The organism is Aeromonas sp. 602200 (assembly GCF_049173895.1).
In the GTDB taxonomy this organism is placed as follows: domain Bacteria; phylum Pseudomonadota; class Gammaproteobacteria; order Enterobacterales; family Aeromonadaceae; genus Aeromonas; species Aeromonas veronii_A.
In genome coordinates this window covers 249,480-271,882 of record NZ_JAAKSL010000004.1, presented here as the reverse complement: position 1 = coordinate 271,882, position 22,403 = coordinate 249,480, and the positions used below count along the sequence as shown (strand labels likewise).

The 22,403-nt window shown below is 60.0% G+C and carries 19 protein-coding genes and 1 pseudogene; 12 read left to right on the top strand and 8 right to left on the bottom strand.

Features of this window, described 5'->3' with window-relative positions:
• Positions 1–106: 106 nt before the first annotated feature.
• Entirely contained in the window at positions 107–589 is a 483-nt protein-coding gene (locus tag G5221_RS08055) for a CS1 type fimbrial major subunit (RefSeq protein WP_266134278.1), read from the bottom strand.
• Positions 590–631: 42 nt separating this feature from the next.
• Positions 632–1,339 carry a hypothetical protein gene (locus G5221_RS08050; RefSeq protein WP_421263059.1) on the bottom strand — a complete coding sequence of 236 codons (708 nt, stop codon included), beginning with the start codon at positions 1,337–1,339 and terminating at the stop codon, positions 632–634.
• 251 nt (positions 1,340–1,590) lie between these two features.
• Here G5221_RS08050 and G5221_RS08045 point away from each other — a divergent pair, with 251 nt between their 5' ends.
• From G5221_RS08045 to G5221_RS08035, 3 genes are all read left to right on the top strand, one after another.
• Complete coding sequence (locus tag G5221_RS08045) at positions 1,591–2,328, top strand: EAL domain-containing protein (protein ID WP_266134280.1); 738 nt, start codon at positions 1,591–1,593, stop codon at positions 2,326–2,328.
• Between the two features lie 246 nt (positions 2,329–2,574).
• Complete coding sequence (gene yegQ, locus G5221_RS08040) at positions 2,575–3,939, top strand: tRNA 5-hydroxyuridine modification protein YegQ (protein WP_216953099.1); 1,365 nt, start codon at positions 2,575–2,577, stop codon at positions 3,937–3,939.
• A gap of 1 nt (position 3,940) precedes the next feature.
• Positions 3,941–4,189, top strand: coding sequence for a YfhL family 4Fe-4S dicluster ferredoxin (locus G5221_RS08035; protein ID WP_005334896.1), 249 nt, complete (start codon positions 3,941–3,943; stop codon positions 4,187–4,189).
• Between the two features lie 168 nt (positions 4,190–4,357).
• On the opposite strand, the gene G5221_RS08030 is transcribed toward G5221_RS08035, so the two are convergent.
• Positions 4,358–4,753, bottom strand: a complete 396-nt coding sequence (locus G5221_RS08030; protein WP_421263058.1) for a DUF1090 domain-containing protein — start codon at positions 4,751–4,753, stop codon at positions 4,358–4,360.
• A gap of 158 nt (positions 4,754–4,911) precedes the next feature.
• On the opposite strand from G5221_RS08030, the gene G5221_RS08025 reads away from it, so the two are divergent.
• Positions 4,912–5,265 carry a DsrE/DsrF/TusD sulfur relay family protein gene (locus G5221_RS08025; protein WP_005334901.1) on the top strand — a complete coding sequence of 118 codons (354 nt, stop codon included), beginning with the start codon at positions 4,912–4,914 and terminating at the stop codon, positions 5,263–5,265.
• 36 nt (positions 5,266–5,301) lie between these two features.
• On the opposite strand, the gene G5221_RS08020 is transcribed toward G5221_RS08025, so the two are convergent.
• Both G5221_RS08020 and sohB read right to left on the bottom strand, forming a co-directional pair.
• Entirely contained in the window at positions 5,302–6,525 is a 1,224-nt protein-coding gene (locus G5221_RS08020) for an MFS transporter (protein ID WP_266134282.1), read from the bottom strand.
• A gap of 200 nt (positions 6,526–6,725) precedes the next feature.
• The gene (gene sohB / locus G5221_RS08015; RefSeq protein ID WP_266134283.1) at positions 6,726–7,733 is read right to left on the bottom strand and encodes a protease SohB; all 1,008 of its coding nucleotides are present in this window, start codon (positions 7,731–7,733) and stop codon (positions 6,726–6,728) included.
• 222 nt (positions 7,734–7,955) lie between these two features.
• Here sohB and G5221_RS08010 point away from each other — a divergent pair, with 222 nt between their 5' ends.
• Both G5221_RS08010 and G5221_RS08005 read left to right on the top strand, forming a co-directional pair.
• Complete coding sequence (locus tag G5221_RS08010; protein WP_005334909.1) at positions 7,956–8,711, top strand: YciK family oxidoreductase; 756 nt, start codon at positions 7,956–7,958, stop codon at positions 8,709–8,711.
• 132 nt (positions 8,712–8,843) lie between these two features.
• Positions 8,844–9,758: a LysR family transcriptional regulator gene (locus G5221_RS08005; protein ID WP_266134284.1), complete on the top strand. Its 915-nt coding sequence runs from the start codon at positions 8,844–8,846 to the stop codon at positions 9,756–9,758.
• A 15-nt stretch (positions 9,759–9,773) separates the two neighbouring features.
• Here the strand turns inward: G5221_RS08005 and G5221_RS08000 are convergent, their stop codons facing one another.
• On the bottom strand, positions 9,774–10,946 hold the full coding sequence (locus tag G5221_RS08000; protein ID WP_064335729.1) for an MFS transporter: 1,173 nt from the start codon (positions 10,944–10,946) through the stop codon (positions 9,774–9,776).
• Positions 10,947–11,127: 181 nt separating this feature from the next.
• On the opposite strand from G5221_RS08000, the gene G5221_RS07995 reads away from it, so the two are divergent.
• Both G5221_RS07995 and G5221_RS07990 read left to right on the top strand, forming a co-directional pair.
• Entirely contained in the window at positions 11,128–12,270 is a 1,143-nt protein-coding gene (locus G5221_RS07995) for a MalY/PatB family protein (RefSeq protein WP_005353864.1), read from the top strand.
• 81 nt (positions 12,271–12,351) lie between these two features.
• Positions 12,352–13,776: a TAXI family TRAP transporter solute-binding subunit gene (locus tag G5221_RS07990; protein WP_421263057.1), complete on the top strand. Its 1,425-nt coding sequence runs from the start codon at positions 12,352–12,354 to the stop codon at positions 13,774–13,776.
• A gap of 124 nt (positions 13,777–13,900) precedes the next feature.
• Here the strand turns inward: G5221_RS07990 and G5221_RS07985 are convergent, their stop codons facing one another.
• Positions 13,901–14,815 carry a LysR family transcriptional regulator gene (locus tag G5221_RS07985; protein WP_139473690.1) on the bottom strand — a complete coding sequence of 305 codons (915 nt, stop codon included), beginning with the start codon at positions 14,813–14,815 and terminating at the stop codon, positions 13,901–13,903.
• A gap of 170 nt (positions 14,816–14,985) precedes the next feature.
• On the opposite strand from G5221_RS07985, the gene G5221_RS07980 reads away from it, so the two are divergent.
• The 4 genes and pseudogenes from G5221_RS07980 (at position 14,986) to ygjK (ending at position 20,164) form a co-directional block, all read left to right on the top strand.
• Positions 14,986–16,242 (top strand): adenylosuccinate synthetase, encoded by a 1,257-nt coding sequence (locus G5221_RS07980; RefSeq protein ID WP_005347796.1) that lies wholly within the window; start codon positions 14,986–14,988, stop codon positions 16,240–16,242.
• Positions 16,243–16,439: 197 nt separating this feature from the next.
• Entirely contained in the window at positions 16,440–16,976 is a 537-nt protein-coding gene (locus tag G5221_RS07975; RefSeq protein ID WP_266134286.1) for a YbhB/YbcL family Raf kinase inhibitor-like protein, read from the top strand.
• A gap of 11 nt (positions 16,977–16,987) precedes the next feature.
• Positions 16,988–17,489 (top strand): annotated as a pseudogene (locus G5221_RS07970) (helix-turn-helix transcriptional regulator).
• 194 nt (positions 17,490–17,683) lie between these two features.
• Positions 17,684–20,164 carry an alpha-glucosidase gene (gene ygjK / locus G5221_RS07965; RefSeq protein WP_266134288.1) on the top strand — a complete coding sequence of 827 codons (2,481 nt, stop codon included), beginning with the start codon at positions 17,684–17,686 and terminating at the stop codon, positions 20,162–20,164.
• Between the two features lie 197 nt (positions 20,165–20,361).
• On the opposite strand, the gene ligA is transcribed toward ygjK, so the two are convergent.
• Entirely contained in the window at positions 20,362–22,374 is a 2,013-nt protein-coding gene (gene ligA / locus G5221_RS07960) for an NAD-dependent DNA ligase LigA (RefSeq protein ID WP_421263056.1), read from the bottom strand.
• Between the last annotated feature and the right edge of the window lie 29 nt (positions 22,375–22,403).

The window sequence follows — 22,403 nt, the reverse complement described above, 5'->3', positions numbered from 1 at the left end:
CAGGGAAAAAAACCGAGCGAGAGGAGAATAAAGCGAATCATTACGTCACTCCCGAATGCATTTCATCTCAATGAAAGAGGGGCCTGTGGCCCCCCGAATATTCATCTCAAGCTTTCGGTGGTGCGTCTGACTCAAACATCATGCTGACTATCCCCTGATAGTTGCCGGGTTTGTAACCACCGGTTGGCGCAGCAGCGGGAATAATCTCGAGCCCGACCTGTCTACCTGTCTTGGCATCAGCCTGATTCAGCAAGTCCGATGATGTAGTGGTCAACGTGACCCCACCAACCTTGACTGTCAAGCCGATGCTCTCCTTACCACTGGCCATAGTCGCGGGATAGACCAGATAACCCTTGATGGGGCCAAGCGAACTCTTCATCTCCAGCTGCTTGGCCAACGGTTCCAGCTTCTGGCTAAAGGGGTTAAAAGACAGTTTCTGTGGAGTATTCATCCAATCCCCCACTGGCTGTACATAAAAGTTTTCGGTCGGGATCTGCGCCGTCACCGTCACCGTATGTTCGACTCGTTCGACAGCCATCAGATAACCACTTGCCAGCAGCAGAACGGGGGCGAACCATAACATCTTCATAATCACTCCTTATTGTGAGACTTTTTTGTGAAATACCGATAGTCAGGCTTTGAACTCCTTGAATATCGATTTATTTCCTTCGAGCAGTTCAAAACGAACCGTCTTGGTGGCATCTTTGCTGAGCCGTTTTTTAACGCCGGGCAGCAGATGTACTTTCTCCGGTTGACTACATGAGGTTTCCTTTTTGTCACACAGTTCCAGATAATCGAGAATCACGGTGGCATTGCCTCTGTTCTCCACATATAGAGCTCCGTTGTCACGGTCAATTCGGGTGTCATAACGAGGCTCTTTGGGGGCGACAAATAAAATGGTGCCAAAACCGGTCATTATGCTGACACCGGCACTGACTTGCTGATTAAGAGACAATGTGGTTATTTCATCTCCCTGTGGTTTGACCGGAACAAAGCGCACACGAAAATAGCGCTCCCGCTCACGTTCCCCCATATATATAAAGCGGGTAGCCTGTGAGCCACCAGCAGGAATAATCAGCCTGGACGGGCTGGTCACCAGTTGGCGAACCCCCTCCTCGGGTAGGGACTGCTCCTTTGGCTGCCCGTCGTCCCCATATACAATTTCGGCCAAGTTGATTTTGACAAAAGCCGTTTCATCGCCGAGATTACGAACTCTTTTTAGCTGAGTGTTTTTTTCTGCTGACAGGTAGTCATATAAAGTACCAACACTGATGTCAGACGACGCAAAAACATTACTGCTAAATATTAAAAATAACGCGCAAAATTTACTCATTAACATTGAACCCAGCAAAAACAAGGAGAAAAATAGGATTGGGAAGCATGTGCAATATTACTGTCACAATAAAAAGTCCAAACCAAGCTCAACAACCCATCTCTTCTTAGCCAGTCTAGACAACCAGCACACCATAATTAATAGGAATAATCCGATACCATCATAATGTATTCCGCCAACATTCAGACTATTCCTACAGCAGTTCTTTAAAAACATCCTGTATTATTCATCCCCATTTTTCTAAACAGGTAAGCGCCATGTTTGCGTTCAAAGAAGAGTTTCCGGTCGGTGACGTGGCATCCCTGGCAACAGCGGATATTGCCATCCCCTTCTATCAGCCGATCGTTGACCGGAACCACCAGCTCATCGGCTTTGAGGCGCTGGCCAGACGCTGGGAACCACGCCAGCAGCGCTATCAGGGGATCGACTTTCTCTCCCTCAGCGATGAGGAGTCCCTTCATCTGGACATCGTCATGCTCAGAGCGATTCTGCGCGACCTGCCGACGCTCGCGCAGAGCAGCACCAGTCTGCTCTCAATCAACCTCAACCCGACTCTGAACAGCCCCACCTACCAGAACTTGTTGTTGCTGGTACTGATCCAGGCGCGCAAGGTAGGGCTCGACATCTGGTTCGAGGTACTCGAGCACGCCCCGCTACAGCACAAGGAGCTGGCCCTGATAGAAGTGTTGCGCAGCCACGGCGCCCATATCGTCTGCGATGACTTTGGCACCCAGGAGTGCAACTTCCAACGGGTGCTGACGCTGCCCTACGAGATCATCAAACTGGATCGCTCCCTGTTGCTGCAAGCGACCAAGAGTAGCCATGCACTGCGGATGCTCACCGGTCTGGTAGAGTACCTGCAGCGGCTCGGCGCCAAGGTGGTGTGCGAGGGAGTCGAGACCCAGCAACACATCGAGGTCGCCAATCGGCTCGGCTGTGACTATCAGCAGGGTTATGCCCATGCCATGCCATCTCCCCTCTCCCATTGGGCCTGAGCGGCTGTTTCATTTCGGCATCCTATCGGCTCGCGCAGCCAACAATTTCCTGCCAAATTGCATGATGACGTGGGGGCGAGTACAATCTCGCACCCCGAATATCCGGCGCATTTTTATAAGCGTGCAGACCGGGTATACCTTTATCGGGTGGCAGTGCACCGGGTATTGGCTTGCACTGCAGCTCAATCCATACGACGCCATCAGGTGGCGTTGTCCTGATTTGCAATCAGACATAAAGAGTCCGACATGTTTAAACCAGAATTGCTCTCCCCCGCAGGTTCCCTCAAGAACATGCGTTACGCCTACGCCTATGGCGCCGATGCAGTCTATGCCGGCCAGCCCCGTTACAGTCTGCGGGTGCGTAACAACGAATTCGATCACGAGAACCTTCAGCTCGGCATCAACGAGGCTCATGCCCTCGGCAAGCAGTTCTATGTGGTGGCCAACATCCAGCCCCACAACTCCAAGCTCAAGACCTTTATCCGCGACATGCGTCCGGTGGTGGAGATGAAGCCGGATGCGCTGATCATGTCAGACCCCGGTCTCATCATGATGATGCGCGAAGCTTTTCCTGATATGCCCATTCACCTCTCGGTGCAGGCCAACGCGGTCAACTGGGCCACGGTGAAGTTCTGGCATCAGATGGGCTTGACTCGGGTCATCCTCTCCCGCGAACTGTCGCTGGACGAAATCGAGGAGATCCGCATGCAGGTGCCGGAGATGGAGTTGGAAGTCTTCGTTCACGGCGCTCTGTGCATGGCCTACTCCGGCCGCTGTCTGCTCTCCGGCTATATCAACAAGCGCGACCCCAACCAGGGCACCTGCACCAACTCCTGCCGCTGGGAGTACAAGGTTCACGAAGGTAAAGAAGATGATGTGGGCCAGATCGTCCACCGTCAGGAGCCCATCGCCGTGCAGAAAGTTGACCCGACGCTGGGCCTCGGCAAGCCGAGCGATGCACTGGTGCTGCTGGAGGAGTCCAACCGCCCGGGCGAGTACATGAGCGCGTTCGAGGACGAGCACGGCACCTACATCATGAACTCCAAGGATCTGCGCGCGGTCGAACACGTCGAGCGCCTGACAAAAATGGGCGTCCATTCGCTGAAAATCGAAGGGCGCACCAAGTCTTTCTATTACTGCGCCCGTACCGCCCAGGTCTATCGCAAGGCCATCGACGATGCGGTGGCGGGTCGTCCGTTCGACCGCAGCCTGATGGGCACCCTCGAAAATCTGGCCCACCGCGGCTATACCGAGGGCTTCCTGCGCCGTCACAACCACAGCGAATACCAGAACTACGACTACGGCTACTCCGTCTCCGACACCCAGCAGTTCGTCGGCGAGATCACCGGTCGCAACGGTGACATGGTCGAGGTCGAGGTAAAGAACAAGTTCCTGGTGGGCAACAGCCTGGAGCTGATGACCCCGCAGGGCAACCTCAGCTTCAATCTGGAGCAGATGCAGAACCGCAAGGGCGAGCTGATCGACACCGCACCGGGCAACGGCCACGTAGTCTATGTGCCGGTGCCGAAGGAAGTGGACGTGAACTACGGCATCCTGCTGCGCAACCTCGGGGAGCGTCAGGATACCCGTCAGCCCCACTCGGCCGCCTGAGATGGCACTGCTCATCACCGACAAGTGCATCAACTGTGACATGTGTGATCCCGAGTGTCCGAACCAGGCCATCAGCCTGGGTGAGGAGATTTACGAGATCGACCCCAGTCGCTGCACCGAGTGCGTCGGTCACTATGAGAAGCCGACCTGTATCAGTGTCTGCCCTATCGACTGCATCATCTGGGATCCCGCTCATGTGGAAACCGAAGATCAGCTGATGGAAAAGTTTGTGCGGATGCATCGGCAGTAACCTCGGTATCAGCATCAACAACTCACAGGCTGCATCCTCCGGGAGCCCGTCCATATGATGAAACCGCAGCGCTGCTGATGAAGAAGTTTGTACAGATGCACCGACAGTAAATGCAACAAGGCCGGGAAATCCCGGCCTTTTTTGATCCCGCCCTCATCTCCATGATGGCTATTTTTTGTTTACCAACCGGTGCAATTCATCCAGTTCCCGCTGCGCCGTCAGCAAGTCGGTCTGTGCCTGCTCCAATTTGCTCTGCTTGTCGGCAATCTTGTCCGGCTTGCCACTGACTCTCGCCTCCTGCAGTTCAAGCAGACTCTCATCCACCTCGCCACGCAGTTTGTTAACCCGCTCTTTCTGCTCCTTGAGCAGACCTTCATCGGTACAGTTGACCTTGATATTGCGCGCGGCCTGTTCCAGCCCGGCAATCTGCCCGGCATTGTTGTGTGCTTTGGCAAACACCAGCTGCTCGTTGACGGCCTGCAGACGAGCCTTGCAACCGACCGCCTCACTGCCAAAGGCCTGACCCGCCAACAGCAGCAAGCCGGCTCCCAATACTTTCCACATCTCGATTCATCCGGTCTTGTTTGCGAGCTGACCATAAAAACCTCGATCGGCAGCAGGGTCAAGCAAGCGGGAAAAAGGTGCGACAGAAGTTGTGCAACATCACGCAATTGCCACCCTGTTGGCTCTACAATGGCGCTCTTTCCAATCGGGAGTCTGTTATGAATCAACAAATTGTGGTTATTGCCAACGGTGCCCCCTATGGCAGCGAATCCCTGTTCAACGCCCTGCGTCTCGCTATCGCCCTCAACGAACAGGGTGGTGCCAGCCTCAAGTTGTTCCTGATGTCCGATGCGGTGAGCGCGGCACTGGCCGGTCAGGCTCCGGCCGAGGGATACAACCTGCGCCAGATGCTGGAGATCCTGCTGGCCCAGGGCGTCACCATTCGCCTGTGCAAGACCTGCACCGATGCCCGTGGCATCACCGCCCTGCCGCTGATCGAGGGCATTGAGGTCGGCACCCTGCCGATGCTGGCCCAATGGACCCTGGCTGCCGACAAGGTGCTGACCTTCTGAACCATAAGGGGCTGGCCAGCGGCAAAGTCAGCCCGGTTAGCCTACCACCGACTCCTGCCGGGCACTTCGCCGACCATGATGTCGGGCGCCAGCTTCATAAAGCGCAAAGATCGCCACACAAAGCAGCGCCATCAGCGCATAGAGCAACTGCCCGCTCCACTGCTCGAGGATCCAGCCTCCCAGCAGGGCGCCGGCAGCCCCTCCCAACCCGGCCAGTGCGCTGGCGCCAAAATAGCTTCCCTTGAGGTGGGTGGGGGCCATCTGGTCGATCAGCACGTTGAGCAGGGGGAAGAGGATGGTCTCGCCGATGCTGAGCAACAGCACGGCGCCAAACCAGTGGCTGCGCACCAGCGGGTCCCCCAGCGCGAAGAGCAGCTGGGCCGCCAGAAAGAGCGCCATGCCGATATGAAGCCGTACCCGCACCGGCCAGCGTGACAACAACCGCAGCAGCGGAAACTGCAGCAGCACTACGGTCAGGGCATTAGTCGCCACCAGCAGAGCAACCAGCTCGGCCACCTGCGGCATACCGGCCCGGGTCAGGTATTGCACCAGCGGCGAGTGAAACTGGGAGTAGACCAGCACCATCAGGAGATTGGCCATCACCAGCAGCAGGAAGGCGCGATCCGCCAGCAACACCTTGATGGCATCCCGCAGTCCGGGGCCAACCGCACCCGGCTTGCCACTGCTGCCAGCCAGGCGAAAGCCCCAGCCAAAGGCCAGCGCCAGCAGCAGATAGCTCACCACCAGAAACAGGAAGGTCTCCTGCTGGGCGTTGATCCCGAGGGTCACCCCGAGCAGCGGCCCCAACGCGGCTCCCAGGTTGAGCAGAAAATAGCGCAGGTGCAGTGCCAGCTCCCGCGCTTTGGCCGAGGCCAGACTGTCGGCCATCAGCGCCTTGCCGGGGGCATCGATGAGCCCCGACGAGAGGCCGCTGCCCATCACCCCGACCCCGAGCCAAAACACCGCATGGGAGAAACCGAGCAGGGCGAAACAGATCATCGCCACCAGACAACCGGCCAGCAGTATGCTGCGCCGCCCGAAGCGATCAGAGAGCCAGCCGCCGTAGAAACTGACCAGGGTAGAGAGGGCCATCGAGCCCCCCAGCAACAGGCCGATGAAGGTGGCCGAAAGGTCATACTCCCGATAGAGCAGAATGGAGAGGAAGGGCCACACCATGTAGTAGCTGGTACGCACCATGAAGGTGCCCAGAATGACGATCCAGACCAGCGGGGTAAATTGCCTGAAGGTGCTCCATGACATCGCTATGCTCCATGCCCCGCAGCTCTTACCACAAGATCCTGTCATAAACGGGGAAAGCATTCAGTTGTAACAGAGGGTTTCAATAGAAACAACCTTTGCTCACCAGCAAGGTGCAACCGGATGCAAAAAGGCCAGCCGATGGGCATCGACTGGCCTTTTTATCACGGGATTTCCCTCGGGCTAGCGCCAGAGGGCCAGGCTTAGCGCCAGGGGCTCTGCTGCCACAGCCGCCCAAGTCCTGCCTCGAGCGCCTGCGCGCCCTGCTGCCCCAGCTTCTGGGTCAGGCTTTTTGGCTTGCGATAGCTGATGCCGATCACCTTGTGGTGGCTGGCCTGCGCCAGCAGATAGTCATCGCTGGTGCAGAGGGTATCCACCAATCCCAGCCCCTTGGCCTGACTCGCCAGCCAGTGTTCACCGGTCGTGACCTGATCGATATCGAGTTGCGGGCGGTGTTCGGCCACAAAGGCCTTGAAGCGCTCGTGGATCGCCGCCAGCTCCTCGCGAAACTTCTCGCGCCCCAGATCGTCGTTCTCGCCAAACATGGTGATGGTGCGCTTGTACTGACCGGCGGTGTGCATCTCGAATTCGATATCGTGCTTTTTCAACAACTTGTTGAAGTTCGGCAGCTGGGCGATCACCCCGATGGAGCCGACGATGGCAAAGGGGGCAGCCAGGATCTTGTCCGCCACGCAGGCCATCATGTAGCCGCCGCTCGCTGCCACCTTGTCAATCGCCACGGTGAGCTTGATGTCACGATCGCGCAGACGCTGCAACTGGGAAGCGGCCAAGCCATAGCCATGCACCACGCCGCCACCGGATTCGAGCCGCAGCAGCACCTCGTCGCCGGGCTGGGCGACGCCAATCACCGCGCTCACCTCCTCGCGCAGGGAGGCCACCTCTTTGGCATCCATGCTGCCGTTGAAATCGAGCACGAACAGGCGGCTGCGCTCATCACCGGCCTTGGCGCGCTTTTTCTGCTCCTCTTTCTGCTGCTTTTCCAGCACCTTGCGCTCGGTCTTGCTTACGAGCGCGCTCTTGAGCGCAAATTGCCCCTGCTCCAGCTCGCTCGAGAGATCGGTCACCACCAGCTCCCCCTTGCGCGCTTTCGGCTGGCGAGTGCTGACAATCATCAGGATGATGGCGCCGATGGCCAGCAGGAAGGTCACTGTCTTGGCCAGAAACAGGCCATATTCGGTCAGAAATGTCACGATGGACTCCAGAATGGATCGGTTTTCGTCACATTCTAGGGAGTTTGCTGGAGGCGCGCAAAAAATCGCAGCCAGTGCCAGGAAAAACCAACCCGAGCATCACAACCTCTCTATTTTCTTCACATTTTTCTTGCCGCTGGCTGGTCAAACAGGCGCGCGGATCAGTACACTTGGCGCCGATTGCCATGCACTTATGGCCGGAATTTGTTAACAGGAGTTGTCATGCTCGATTATCAGGCGCCCCGCGATCTGCTCAAGGATAAAGTCATTCTGGTCACCGGTGCCGGCGACGGGATCGGCCGCGAAGCCGCCCTCACCTACGCCGCTCACGGTGCCACCGTGATCCTGCTCGGCCGCACCAGCGCCAAACTCGAAGCCGTGTATGACCAGATTGAAGCGGCCGGTTATCCGCTGCCCGCCATCGTGCCCGTGGATCTGAAAGGGGCCACCGCCGCCCACTACCGCGGCATGGCCGAAACCTTCGCCCAGCAGTTTGGCCGCCTCGACGGCGTGCTGTTCAACGCCGGTCTGCTCGGTACCCTCTCTCCGTTTGAACATATTCAGGAGAAGGAGTGGGACGAGGTGATGCAGGTCAACGTCAAATCGGAATTCCTGCTGACCCAGGCACTGCTGCCGCTGCTGCGCCAGACCGCCAAGGCGCAGGGCGATGCCTCCATCGTCTACACCTCCTCCAGCGTGGGACGCAAAGGGCGCGCCTACTGGGGCACCTATGCCATCTCCAAATTTGCCATCGAGGGGATGATGGAAGTGCTGGCCGACGAGCTGGAGAACACAGGCGTGCGGGTCAACACCCTCAATCCGGGCGGTACCCGCACCAAGATGCGCGCCAGCGCCTTCCCGGCGGAAGATCCCATGAACCTCAAGACCCCGGCCGACCTGATGCCGCTCTACCTCTACCTGATGGGGTCGGACAGCCGCGGCAAAACCGGCCAGACCTTTGTGGCTCAGCCAAAATAAACAAGTTGCGTGGCCCAGCCCAAATAAATCAATAAAATACCCAGAGTGTTGTGCGGCAGGGGTTAAATTGAATAGGGAGCACAGGCTCCCTGTTCGAACCACTGACCATCCTATCTCCAATCAGGTTGAACTATGTTTCGTCCCAAGAGCACGTTTGAGCAATGGCGGATCTTTCAGGCGGTGGTCGACTGCGGCGGCTACGCCCAGGCGGCCGAGGCGCTGAACAAGAGCCAGTCCTCCCTCAATCATGCAGTTGCAAAGTTGCAGCAAAGTCTGGGGGTGCCCTTGCTGGAGGTGCGCGGCCGCAAGGCGGTGCTGACGCCGGCGGGCGAGATCTTCCTCAAGCGGGCCCGTCAGTTGAGCCAGCAGGTGGAGGAGCTGGAGAATCTGGCCAACAACCTGGAGCGGCAGTGGGAGCCGCAGATCAACCTCTATGTCTCGGCGCTGCAACCAAGGGATCGCCTCTATCGGGCGCTGGCCAGCTTCTATCCCCGCAGCCGGGGTTGCCGGGTCAACCTGCACGAACGCATTCATTGCCACTTCAACGCCCTGCAACCGGGGGATCTGATGCTCTCCGAGCACCTGCCCGGCGATCGCACCGGCCTGTTGCTGGACGAGGTGTGCCTGCTGCCTCTCTGCGCCGCCAGCCATCCGCTGGCACAGGAGGAGGGGCCCATCCGCAGCGATGTGCTGACCAGCCACAACCAGATCAGCCTTCATCCCCCCATTCACCGCTCGGTGGACTGGAACGATGCGGATGACACCGGCTGGAAGGCGACCCACTACCACGAAGTGCTCGCCATGCTGCGCCTTGGCCTCGGCTATGCCTGGCTGCCGCGTCATCTGGTGGAGCGGGAGCTGGCGGAAGGGTCACTCATACAGCTGGATCTGGAAAGCGGCAACGAACGCCACCTCTACACCTATCTGCTGACCCTCTCCCCCGAATCCCTCGGCCCAGCGACCGAGCTGCTGCTGCGCTGCCTGCGCAACGAATATCAGGGCGAATCAGCGCCGCTCCCGCACGCCCAGTCCCAGCACGACAGATAACAGCCAGATCCCCCGTCAGACGTTGGGCACCCGCCAGCTGGCGGCCAGTGCCACCAGTGCCAATCCCAACGCCACCATAAAGACCCCGTGGAAACTCCACACCTCCGCCACCACACCGGCGATGGCCCCTGCCATGATGGAGCCGGTGCGGATGCTGTTGGCAAACAGGGTGGTCGCCACCCCGGCCCGCCCCGGCATCAGATCCTGAAAGTAAGACATGCCGATCCCCGCCACGATACCGATGAAGATGGCGTTGAACAACTGCAAGGCGATCAGGGCGTATTGGTCGGTGAGGGTCACCAGACCTGTGTAAAAGGCCGCGCCAGCCAGCACCGCCAGCAACATCATGGGGCGCTTGCCAAAGCGGGCCGTATAGTAACCCGCCAGCAGCATGAAGGGGATCTCCAGAGCCGCCGCCGTGCCCATCAGGATACCGGCAAGCTTCTCATCCATCCCGAGCTCCCGGGTGATGTAGAGCGGCATATTGATGAGATACATGCTGTTGCAGGTCCACATCAGGGTGGAGGCGATAAAGAGTGCCCGCACCGCCGGATCCCGCCAGCTGCTGACCCGCTCGCTCTCTTCGGCCAGCTTGGGCAACGGCAGCGAGGGCAGCCAGCGCCACACCACCAGGGCACAGAGCAGATAGGCCAGTGCCGAGGCCAGGTACATCAGCTCGAAACCGTAGCCGATGGCCAGCGCAAAGGCGATGGGCGGGCCTATGACCCAGGCCAGCGAAAACTGGGCCCGCATCACCGAGCTGAACATGTCCGCCCGTCGGTTGCGGCTGTCGGAGTACTCCCGCGCCAGCGCAAACAACTGGGGGCTGGCTGTGGCCGCCAGCGCCGCCAGCATCACCCCCAGACTCGCCAGCAGCCAGTAGTTGCGGTTCCAGGCAAACAGCAAGGAGAGCGCCACCCCGGCAAAGCAGCAGCGCAGGATCAGTCGCTTGCGATCCCCCTTGTTGTCGGAGCGGTGGCCCAGCCACTGGCTGACCAGAATGCCCACTACCGCATTGATGGTATAGAAGAGCCCGACCAGAAAGGGGCGCACCTGCACCTCCTCGGCCAGAAACAGACTTAAGGTAGGCACCTGCAGTGCCACCGCGACGCCGGTCATAAAGGTCACGGCAAGAAATGAAAGAGAAACGGGATCCGGGCGTTTGACCGCCGCTATCGACAAGCTCATAGGGTTACCACTGATTGGAAGGACGATACGGGCTAACGGGCGGCAGCCGTATGAAAATTCGGCGCCTATCTTATGTCACTATCAAGAGCGGGCTCAAGGATGCATAAGCAGGCGTGCGCCTTGCGAGGGAGGCCGCGACCCCGTAGAGTGAAAGCCCATCCTGCCAGCACAAGGAGTTCGCATGTTTGATTTTGATCAGGAAGTAGACCGCAGTGGCACCATGAGCCTGAAATGGGACAAGTACAAGGGTCAGGATGTGCTGCCCATGTGGGTTGCCGATACCGACTTTGTCTCCCCCCCGTCCGTGATTGAGGCGTTGACCAAACGGGTCGCCCACGGCATTTTCGGCTATTCACGCCCCTCGCCGCGCCTGATCGAACTCATTATCGAACGGATGGCGACCCGCTATGGCTGGGCAATCGAGCCCGAATGGCTGGTGTTCCTGCCCGGCGTGGTGCCGGGGCTCAACCTTGCCTGCAAGGCGTGGAGCCAGCATGGCCGCGGTATCATCACCCCCAAGCCGGTCTACTACCCCTTCCTGCAGGCGCCGGGCTTCAATGATCGTCCCCTGCTCACCGTGCCGATGATTGAAGAGGCGGGTCGTTGGGTGCTGGATCTGGCAGAGCTGGAGCGTCAGGCTCCCGCCGCAGATCTGCTGCTGCTCTGCAACCCCCACAACCCGGGCGGCACCATCTTCACCCGTGACGAGCTGCTGGCCATCGATGCCATCGCCGCGCGCCACAATCTGGTGATCTGCTCCGATGAAATCCACTGCGATCTGCTGCTGGATAAAAACGCCCGCCACATTCCCTACGGCGCCATCAGTGCGCAAGCGGCCGAGCGCTGCGCGGTGATGATGGCCCCGAGCAAGACCTTCAATATCGCCGGTCTCTGCTGCTCCTTCGCCATTATCCCCAACGCCCGTCTGCGCTTCAGGCTGCAACAGGCGATGCGCGGCATCAGCGCAGACGTCAACCTGCTGGGTTTTGTCGCCGCCGAAGCGGCCTATGAGGGTGGCGAACAGTGGCTGACCGAGCAGCTCGACTATCTGGCGGCCAATCTTGCCCTGATCCAGCAGGCGGTTGCCCGCTGGCCCGGCGTCAAGCTGGCCAACCATCAGGCGACGTATCTGGCCTGGATCGATGTGAGCGCCCTTGGCCTTGCCGATCCCATCGCCTTCTTCGAGCAGGCCGGCGTTGGTCTCTCCCCAGGCGCCCAGTTTGGCGACGGTCAGTTCGTGCGGCTCAACTTCGGCTGCACCAGGGCACGGCTGACCGACGCGCTGGCGCGGATGGAGCGGGCAATCCTCAACAACAAGCCCTGATCAGCCAGCAACGGGATGGGCAAGCCCCATCCCTTTTTCCCTGTGTCATCAGCCAGCGGTCAACTCAGTCAACGGTCAATTATGTCTCTACGGATCTTGCATCACCTTCTGCTTCCCCTCTGTGCACTCTCTGCGCTGCTCCCCTTTGGCAGCCAGGCGCTGACTATCGGAACAGGCCCGCTCAATGGGGTCTACTACCCGACCGGTGGCGCCATCTGCCGGGTGCTCAATGCCGGCCATGCCCTGCATGGGGACAGCTGCTCCGTGCAGAGCACCCGTGGCTCGATGGCCAACCTCAAGGCACTCGACAAGGGGGACGTACAGCTGGCGCTGGTGCAATCCGATGTGTTGCACCACGCCCTGCACGGCACCGGTCCCTTCAGTGGGCAGGGGGCCAACAATGAGCTGCGCAGCCTGTTTCGCCTCTATCAAGAGTCGCTGACCCTGCTGGCCGCCCCCAATAGCGGCATCACCACCCTGGCAGATATCGAAGGGAAGCGGGTCTATCCGGGCAACAAGGGCGCCGGTGAGCAGATCACCAGCCAGGCCCTGATGGCGGCCATGGGATGGCAACCCGTGCAGTTTGCTGCCTATCAACTCAAGTCGGACAGCGAACCGCTGGAAGGGCTGTGCGATGGCTCGCTGGATGCCGCTTTTGTGGTAGCCGGTCACCCCAGTCTGGCGGTCGGCGATCTGATCAGCCGCTGCAAGGTGCGCCTCATCCCCATCGAAGGGGAGCAGATCGACAGGCTGCTCAAGCAGCCCCCCTACTACCAGCGCAGCCGCATCGCCGCCAACCTCTATCCGGGGCAGACCACAGCCATCAACAACATCGGGATGAGTGCCGAACTGGTGGCGCTGGCCAGCCTGCCGGACCCCATCGTCCGAACCGTGCGCGATACCCTGCTGGCCCGGGTCAAACAGTTCAGTCGGCTGCATCCTGCCCTGAGCAAGGTGACGCCCGAGCAGTTGCAGGCGCAGACCGAGCTGCCCCTCCATGCGGGGATGTCGGATCAACCGCCAGCTCCCTTGTCACTGACTCCCGAGCAGTTAACCGCGGAACAGCTGACATCGGAGCCGTTAACACCAGCGCCATCGGCCTCGGAGGCGGCACCAACGGCAGAGCAGGTGAGTGCCGCCGACAGGACGACTGCCCCCCTTGAAGCGCCCTCTGACGCGACCGCCACCAGCAGTGCCGCAGTGGCAACAGAAGCCACAGAGGTTAATCCCTTGCCTGAAGAGGCCCTCGAGGTCACCCCCGAGCCCACTGCTACGCCGACCACCGAGGGGGAAAGAGTGGCTCCCTCTGCTGCAGCGTCAACAGTTCCATCACCATCAGCTGCTGTGTCGACTCTGTTGCCACAAAACGCCTCTGCGGCAACTGCGCAGCAAGAACAGGCAAACCAGCCTGCCAGCAGCGCAGTTGCTGACGAAACCCCACCGCAGGATAAAACCGATACACCTCCCTCCCCAGCCCCTAGCGCAGCCACACAGCTGCAACCCTGAATGGTCAGCACCCACAAATGCATCAGGGCAGCCTCGGCTGCCCTGATTGTTTACGCGCGTTCGATAGTGACGCAATTGATGGCGGCACAGTCACCCCGATAGGCCTGCTCACCTTGCCGTACCGCTATAGCTCTATCACCCGGGTCAGATAGGGGTTGGGCTTCTGGATCTCCTCCTCCACCCAGTGCAGCAACTGCTTGATGGCCCTTGATAACACCTGATTCTGACGCACCACATAACCCAGACTGGTCCCGGGAAAGTCGCCGAGGCTGGTGACCGGCGCGGTGAGGTTGAGGCGCGGATGCAGGGAGAAGTCCGGCACGATGGCGACACCAAAGCCCGCCTCGGCCCAATCCAGCTGGGCGTCCACGCTGCCCACCTCCATGATGCGGCAAGGGGGCAAGGCCAGCAGCGGCAGGGACGGGTCGATCAGCGCCCGGGTGCGGGTGTCGTGACCGAGCAGGATCAGGGTCGGCTCGTCGAGGGGGTCGCTCTCCCCCGCCACCGCTCGCGCCTGCCAGCGGGCAAGGCCGTGGCCCAGCGCGCACCAGGTTACCTGTTGCAGCTCGGTATAGAAGAGCGGCTCGCTGCGCTTTTGCGCCATCACGAAGCCCAGATCCGCCTTGCCCGCCTTGACCAGCTCGGCCGCCTGATCCGAAGTGGTGTTGAACAGAGTGAGGTCGATGCCGGGGAACTCCCGCTTGAAGCGCTGGAACGGCTGGATCAGCAGCAGGCGGGAGATGATGTCGCTGGCGGCGATGGCCAGCGTCCCCTGACTCAGCTGGTTGAGGGCATTGAGATCGGACTGGCAGAGCTGCAACTCGGCAATGGTGCGCTCGGCGCTTTGCAGCAGCCGCTCCCCCGCCTGAGTCAGGCGAAACGGGCTGCGCTCGATCAGCCGCACCCGGGTCGCCTGCTCCAGCCGCTTGATATGCAGGCTGACATTGGGCTGGGTCATGTGCAGCTCGGTGGCGGTCTGGCCAAAATGTTGCAATCGGGCCAGGGTGACAAAGGTTTGCAGCCAGTGAATATCCAGCATAAGAGTCCCTCAACCCGCGATGTGCGGGGCTTGCCAGGCAAAATCGGACGGTTTGCCGCTTAATTGGCCATAATTATATGGTTCTCTTATCGGAATTATAAAGATAATTAATTTTTCTAATCCGCATCAGGCTCCTAGGATGGACGCCTAACGTCTTAGGAGAAAGAGTCATGTCGTCTATCGTAGTCGTAGGTGCTAACTGGGGTGATGAAGGCAAAGGCCGCATCGTGGATTATCTGGCAGGTCAAGCTGGCGCCAGCATTCGCTTCCAGGGCGGCAACAACGCTGGCCACACCGTGGTCAACGACCTTGGCACCTTCAAGCTGCACCAGGTTCCGAGTGGCGTATTCAACCCGGATTGCCTGGTTGTCCTCGGCCCGGGCATGGTGATCAGCCCCGAGAAACTGACCGTCGAGCTCGAGGAAGTCAAAGCCTCCGGCGTGACTCCGAAGCTGGCCATCTCTGACCGCGCAACCCTCTGCCTGCCGCTGCACGCACTGGAAGATACCCTGGAAGAGCAACGTCTGGGTGACGGCGCCTATGGCTCCACCCGTCAGGGCATCGCCCCTGCCTACGGCGATCGCGTCATGAAAAAAGCGATCCTGGTTGGCTGGCTGAAACAGCCGGACGTACTGGTCGAGCGCATCCAGTTCATGCTGGACTGGAAACTGCCGCAGATGAAGGCTATCTACCCCTCCTTCGAATTCACCCAGACTGCCCAGGAGATGGCTGACTGGCTGCTGGAAGTCTCTGCCCCCTGGATCGACGCCGTCTGCAACGTCAGCATGCCGCTCAAAGCACTGCAGGCCGAAGGCAAGACCCTGCTGTTCGAAGCGCAGCTGGGCGCTGGCCGTGACCTGATCTACGGCGAATACCCTTGGGTGACCTCCTCCCACGTATCTGGCGCCTACGCCGGTATCGGTGGCGGTCTGCCGGGTCTGCGCCCGGAGCGCGTCATCGCTGTGGCCAAGGCATTCAGCTCCTCTGTCGGTACCGGCACTCTGCTGACCGCCATGGAGAACCAGGACGAGTTCCGCAAGATCACCAACGAGTTCGGTGCCACCACCGGCCGTCCCCGTGATGTCGGTTACTTCGACGCGGTCGCCACCAAGAACGGTGTCGAGCTGCAAGCCGCCACCGAAGTGGCCCTGACCAAGCTGGACTGCCTGACCGGTCTGCCGGATCTGAAGATCTGCGTGGCTTACGAAGGTGCCCACACCGAGAACCCGATTTGGCCGCAAACCGCTGCCCTGAAGCCGGTTTACGAGCAGATGGAAAGCTGGAGCGAAGACATCACCGGTTGCCGCACTTTCGAAGAGCTGCCGCGCGCTGCCCAGCAGTACGTGCTGCGTATCGAAGAGCTGCTCGGCGTACCGGTTCCGATGGTTTCCGTCGGCCCGGGCCGTGACGAGATGATCCTGCGCTAAGCCGCACCTCTTATCGTCAAACAAAAAACCGGCATCCCTGATGCCGGTTTTTTTTATGGCTGCCGTTTACCTTCTTGCCATGAAACCACCAAAAGGCTCAATTAACTCACCAATCGACCTCACCTTGAGTCGTTCTGCAACAAAATCCTGTCCCACCCTCGCTAAAGTGAACCCGTTACCACACGAGGAGTCACCCGATGAAATTGCTCAAACAGAGTGCCCTGTTGCCACTGCTCTGCCTGACGGCCATGCCAGCCTTTGCCATGACCCTGAAGAGCACGGATATTCACGAAGGCCAGCTGATGGCCAAACAGTTCAGCTTCAACGGCTTTGGCTGCAGCGGCGACAACCACTCGCCCCAGCTAAGTTGGCAGGATCTGCCGGCAGGCACCAAGAGTGTTGCCATCACCGCCTATGACCCCGATGCCCCTACCGGCAGCGGTTGGTGGCACTGGCTGGTGGTTAACCTGCCTGCCACCCAGAGCGAACTGGCCAGCAATGGCTCCGGCAAGCTCAAGCAGGGATTGGAGATCCGCACCGACTTTGGCAACCAGGGTTACGGCGGCCCCTGCCCGCCCGCAGGTCACGGCATGCACCGCTATCAGTTCACCGCCTGGGCCCTGCCCCATGATCTCGAGGTGAAGGCTGATACCCCGCCCGCTATGGTAGGCTACATGCTCAACAGCATGGCGCTCGGCAAAGCCACCCTGACCGCCACCTTCGTCACCCCCTAGGAGCCAACCGGATGAGCACTCCCCTGCTGCAACAGAGCCACTATCTCGGGATCCGCCAGCAGCCCCTGCATCGGGTGCTCATCTATGCCCCGACCCTTATCTGGGTCACCCAGGGGAGCAAGCAACTGTGGTGGCGCGAGCGACGTCTGTCGTTTGACAGGGAGCGATGGCTGCTGATCCCGGCAGGCCACCAGCTCACCTTCGTCAATCAGCCGGAGCAGGGCAAGTTTCGCTCCCACGCCATCACGCTGCTGACGCCACCACCGCCGGAGTGGCTGGCCGAGTCAGCCCCTTCCCACGCCGATCAGGAGGAACCCGCCGTCAAGGTCACCCCCGGGCTCGCCTTCTGCTTTGAACTCATCAGCACCATGGCCGAACGGGGACTGAGCGAGGCGACCCAGGCCGAATGACTCCCCCAGCCGCTTTGCCGCTCGCTTCAAACAGGAGTTCGGCCTGACGCCCCACCAATACCTGCACACCTGCCCTGCCAGATTGGCGAGCAACGACAAGTAAAACATTACTTAAAACCAATTCTATGTAACCTGATGTAACCCGGTGATCCCGCTCACATTGCCACCTCTTCAGAGTGTGATCTCGCGCCAGCGCTCCCTTTTCCCTTGCCATACAATGGCTACCGAACACCTTTTCACTAAAAATAAGCGTAAAAATCTTCCTTTTAACCTACATAAACGGAATTGGAGCGAGCGATGTTTCGTAAAACTTTACTCTCGGTAGCCCTCGGCACCGCCCTGTTCGGACTGACTGCCTGCAACGATAACCAGACAGAGAGCAGCACAGTCGCCAAACCGGAGCAGGCCATCCAATACAAGGACGTGATCGACCGTCGGGGAACACCGACCCAATTCCGCGACTTTGACAGCTACTCCAACCTCAAATACAACCCGCTGCTCGATCTGGGGGCATGGCACGGTTTCCTGCTGCCTGCCAGCGACAAGGAGTGGGGGGGCTTTACCGGCCCCATGGTCATCTCCGAGGAGTACAGCCTCTTCTTTGCCAGCGAGCTGGACAAGCTCACCCTGAGCGATGCGAGCGGCCGCCCGTTCCCGCTCACCAGCGCCCGCAAGCAGGAGGCGTACGCCATTCCCGGTGCGCTGGTGCAACGCTTCGAGTTCGAGCCCTTCACACTGGAGCTGGAGCTGCGTTATGGCGATGCCCGCACCGCCCTTATCCGCACCCGACTCATCAACCAGACCGATGCACCGCTCACCCTCAACCTCAACTGGCAGGGCGAGTTGCTCAATCAATGGGATGCCAAGGATACGATTGCCAGCAAATATCCAGGCTGGACACGCACCATCAGCGAGAGCGACAAAGGAATCGAATTCCAGTTCGGTAAACTGCGCAGCACCTGGAACATCATGCAGAGCGGCAGCGCCCGCTATCGAATCGACCGCACCCTGCCAAGTCGCACCACCCTCGACCAGAAGACACTGGGCTACCAAAGCGACGCCAGCATTACCCTGGCCGCCAAGGGGAGCGAGGATATCTACACCCTGCAGAGCTATCTCCACTCCGCAGATGACGCCAGCCGCCATCAGCAGAGCCGTCAGGCCCTGCTGGCCAACCCGGCCAGCTATTTTGCCGACTCCATCCGCCGCTGGGAGGGCTACCTTGCCAACGGTCTCTCCAATCAGGGTATCCCCGAGTCGGAGCGTCGCATCGCCGTCAAGGCGATGGAGACCCTCAATGGCAACTGGCGATCCCCGGCTGGCGCCATCCTCCACGATGGGGTAACCCCCTCCAATACCGCCCGCTGGTTCGACGGCGTCTGGGCCTGGGACAGCTGGAAGCACGCCTATGCCATGGCACACTTCAACCCGGAGGTCGCCAAGAACAACGTGCGCGCCATGTATGACTATCAGGTACAGCCGGATGATCCGGTACGACCGCAGGATGCGGGCATGGTGATCGACGCCGTCTTCTACAACAAGCTGGCGGATCGCGGTGGCGATGGCGGCAACTGGAACGAGCGCGATACCAAGCCGCCCCTTTCCGCCTGGGCCATCTGGGAAATCTACAGCGCCACCAAGGACAAGGCCTTTATCGCCGAGATGTATCCCAAGCTGCAGGCCTACCACGACTGGTGGTACCGCGCGCGGGACAACAACCGCAACGGCATCATCGAATATGGCGCCACCAAGCATGTGGAGCACAATGACGAGTACGGCAATATCACCTTCAAGGTGCAGTACTCCAACGGTATTCCCGCCGGGCTGGATCTCTCCAGCTGTACCAGTGAGGGGGATAGCTGGTATGCCTGCGCCGGTATGCCGCTCTATCAACAGGTGTTGAACGTGGGCGGTTACAGCGACATGGATATCGGTGCCCAGCACGGCGCCGGTTGGGAGTCCGGCATGGACAACGCCGCCCGCTTCGGCTTTATCGAACCGGGCCAGCTGCAACGTTATGCCGACAAGACCTATGGCGGAGATTTGGCCAAGGCACGTCAGGACTGGAACGTCGCCTTCTTTGAAAACCATCAGGACAATGGCGATTTGATCGGCTTCTCCATCGATCAGGAGTCGGTGGAGCTCAACGCCTTCCTCGCCAAAGAGAAACGCATTCTGGCAGACATGGCCGACCTGCTTGGCAAGCCGGACGACGCGAGCCGCTACCGCGATGGCGCGACCCAGCTGGCTGGTTACATCAACAGCTGCATGTTCGATGAGGCGTCAGGCTTCTATTACGATCGCCAGATTGGTCAGGGGGATGTTGCTGACGGCAACGGCTGCGTCGGCAAATTGCTGACTGCCCGCGGCCGTGGCCCGGAAGGGTGGAGCCCGCTCTGGGCAGAGGTCGCCGACAAGGAGAAAGCGGCGCGGGTGCGCGAGGTCATGCTCAACGCTCAGGAGTTCAACACAAAGATTCCGCTGGGCACAGCCGCGCTGACCAACCCGGCCTACGATCCCAATATCTACTGGCGCGGCCGGGTATGGCTCGATCAGTTCTACTTCGGGGTGAAGGGGCTGGAGAACTACGGCTACCGCAGCGATGCCGAAGCACTGGTCAACAAGCTGTTCAACAATGCCGAAGGACTGGCGGGCAGCGGCCCCATCCGCGAAAACTACAATCCGGAGACCGGCGCCATGCAGGGGGCCAGCAACTTCAGCTGGAGCTCGGCCCACCTCTACATGCTCTATCGCAACTTCCTCAAGCCACAGGAATAAGCCTCGAGAGAGGATGCCCCCTTCGGCTTGATGCATCAGGTGGCCTTGTAGAGTGTTGCCATACTGATTGAGCAAACTGAGCACTCGGGAAATATTGCTCAGGCGCTTGCTGCACCCCCGCAAAAAATGGTGATAGCGGGGGAATAAAAAACAACCCGGCACGAATACCGGGTTGTTTTTTTATCAGAGAGACGAACTCAGCTCTGGCCTTGCAGCGCCTGCTGCAACTCCTCTTCGCTCCAGATGGTAATGCCAAGCTCCTGTGCCTTGGCCAGCTTGGAACCGGCCGCTTCCCCCGCCACCAGCACATCGGTCTTGGCAGATACCGAACCCGCCACCTTGGCTCCCAGCGCCTGCAATGCCGCCTTGGCGTCGTTGCGCGATAAGGTGGTCAACGTACCGGTCAGCACGAAGGTCTTGCCGGCAAAGGGTTGCTCCGCGGCCTCTTTCTTCTCGATGGCCGGCCAGTGGATGCCGGCAGCCAGCAAGGCTTCCAGCACCTCCACGTTGTGGGGCTGACGCAGGAAGTAGTAGACATGCTTGGCCACCACATCGCCCACGTCGGCCACTTCGAGCAGCTGATCCACCGAAGCCGCGCGCAGAGCATCCAGCGTGAGGAAGTGGTTGGCAAGATTGAGCGCTGTCGCCTCCCCCACTTCACGGATCCCCAGGGCAAACAGGAAGCGCGGCAGGGTGGTGCTGCGCGCCGCATCGATGGCGGCTACCAGATTGAGGGCCGATTTTTGCCCCATCCGCTCAAGCCCGGCCAGCTGGATGGCATTGAGGCTGAACAGATCGGCGGGGGTCTTCACCAGTCCCTTGTCCACCAGCTGCTCGACAATCTTGTCGCCAAGGCCGTCCACATCCATGGCGCGACGGGCAGCAAAGTGCTTGATCGCCTCCTTGCGCTGCGCCTCGCAGAACAGGCCACCGGAGCAGCGTGCAACCGCCTCTCCTTCCAGCCGCTCCACTGCCGAGCCACACACCGGGCACTCGGTCGGGAAGAGGATCGCGCGGGCATCGCTTGGGCGCTGCGCCTCCACCACGGCGACGATCTGCGGGATCACATCCCCTGCCCGGCGCACGATCACGGTATCGCCAATCATCACGCCGAGGCGCTCAATCTCGTCGGCGTTGTGCAAGGTGGCGTTGGAGACAGTCACGCCGCCGACAAACACCGGCTTGAGCTTGGCTACCGGGGTCACGGCGCCGGTGCGGCCGACCTGGAACTCGACGTTCTCAAGCTCTGTCATCTCCTCCTGCGCTGGAAACTTGTGGGCGGTCGCCCAGCGCGGGGCGCGGGCCACAAAGCCGAGCTCATCCTGCAGGGCGATGGCATCCACCTTGTAGACCACGCCGTCGATCTCGTAAGAGAGCTCACCACGGCGGGCCAGAATGTCGTCGTGGAACGACTGACAACCGGTGGCCCCCTCTTTGAGCTTCACCTCGGGACTAAGCGGCAGCCCCCACTCCTTGAGCTGATTGAGGCGACCAAAGTGAGAGTCACCGAGCAGCTCGCCGCCAACACCGACACCGTAAGCATAAAAGCTCAGGGGACGGCTGGCGGTGATACGTGAATCGAGCTGACGCAGGCTGCCGGCGGCGGCGTTGCGCGGGTTGACGAACACCTTCTCGCCTGCGGCCAGCGCCTTGGCGTTCATCGCCTCGAAACCGGCCTTGGGCATAAAGACTTCGCCACGCACTTCCAACCGCTCGGGCCAACCAGAGCCCCGCAATGCGAGCGGAATGGCCTTGATGGTACGCACGTTCTCGGTGATCTCCTCACCGGTTGCGCCATCGCCCCGGGTGGCCGCCTGCACCAGCTGACCATTTACATAGAGCAAGCTCACCGCCAGACCATCGAGCTTGGGCTCGCAGCAGAAGGTGAAACGCACGTCACGCTTGAGGCGATCGCTCATCCGTTGTTCGAACGCCTGCAACTCTTCGCTGCTAAAGACGTTATCCAGACTCAGCATGGGGATCTCGTGGCGCACCTGTTTGAAGGCGGTCAGCGGCTGACCGCCGACCCGCACACTCGGCGAAGCCGGGGTTTTCAGCTCGGGGTGGTCAGCCTCCAGTGCGATCAATTCGCGCATCAAACGGTCGTATTCGGCATCCGGCACTGTGGGGTTATCCAACACATAGTACTGGTGACCATATTCGGTAAGCAGTTCACACAATTGACGGTGGCGGGAGAGGGTGTCGCTCATGAAAAAGTCTCGAAGTGTGATTGAACATA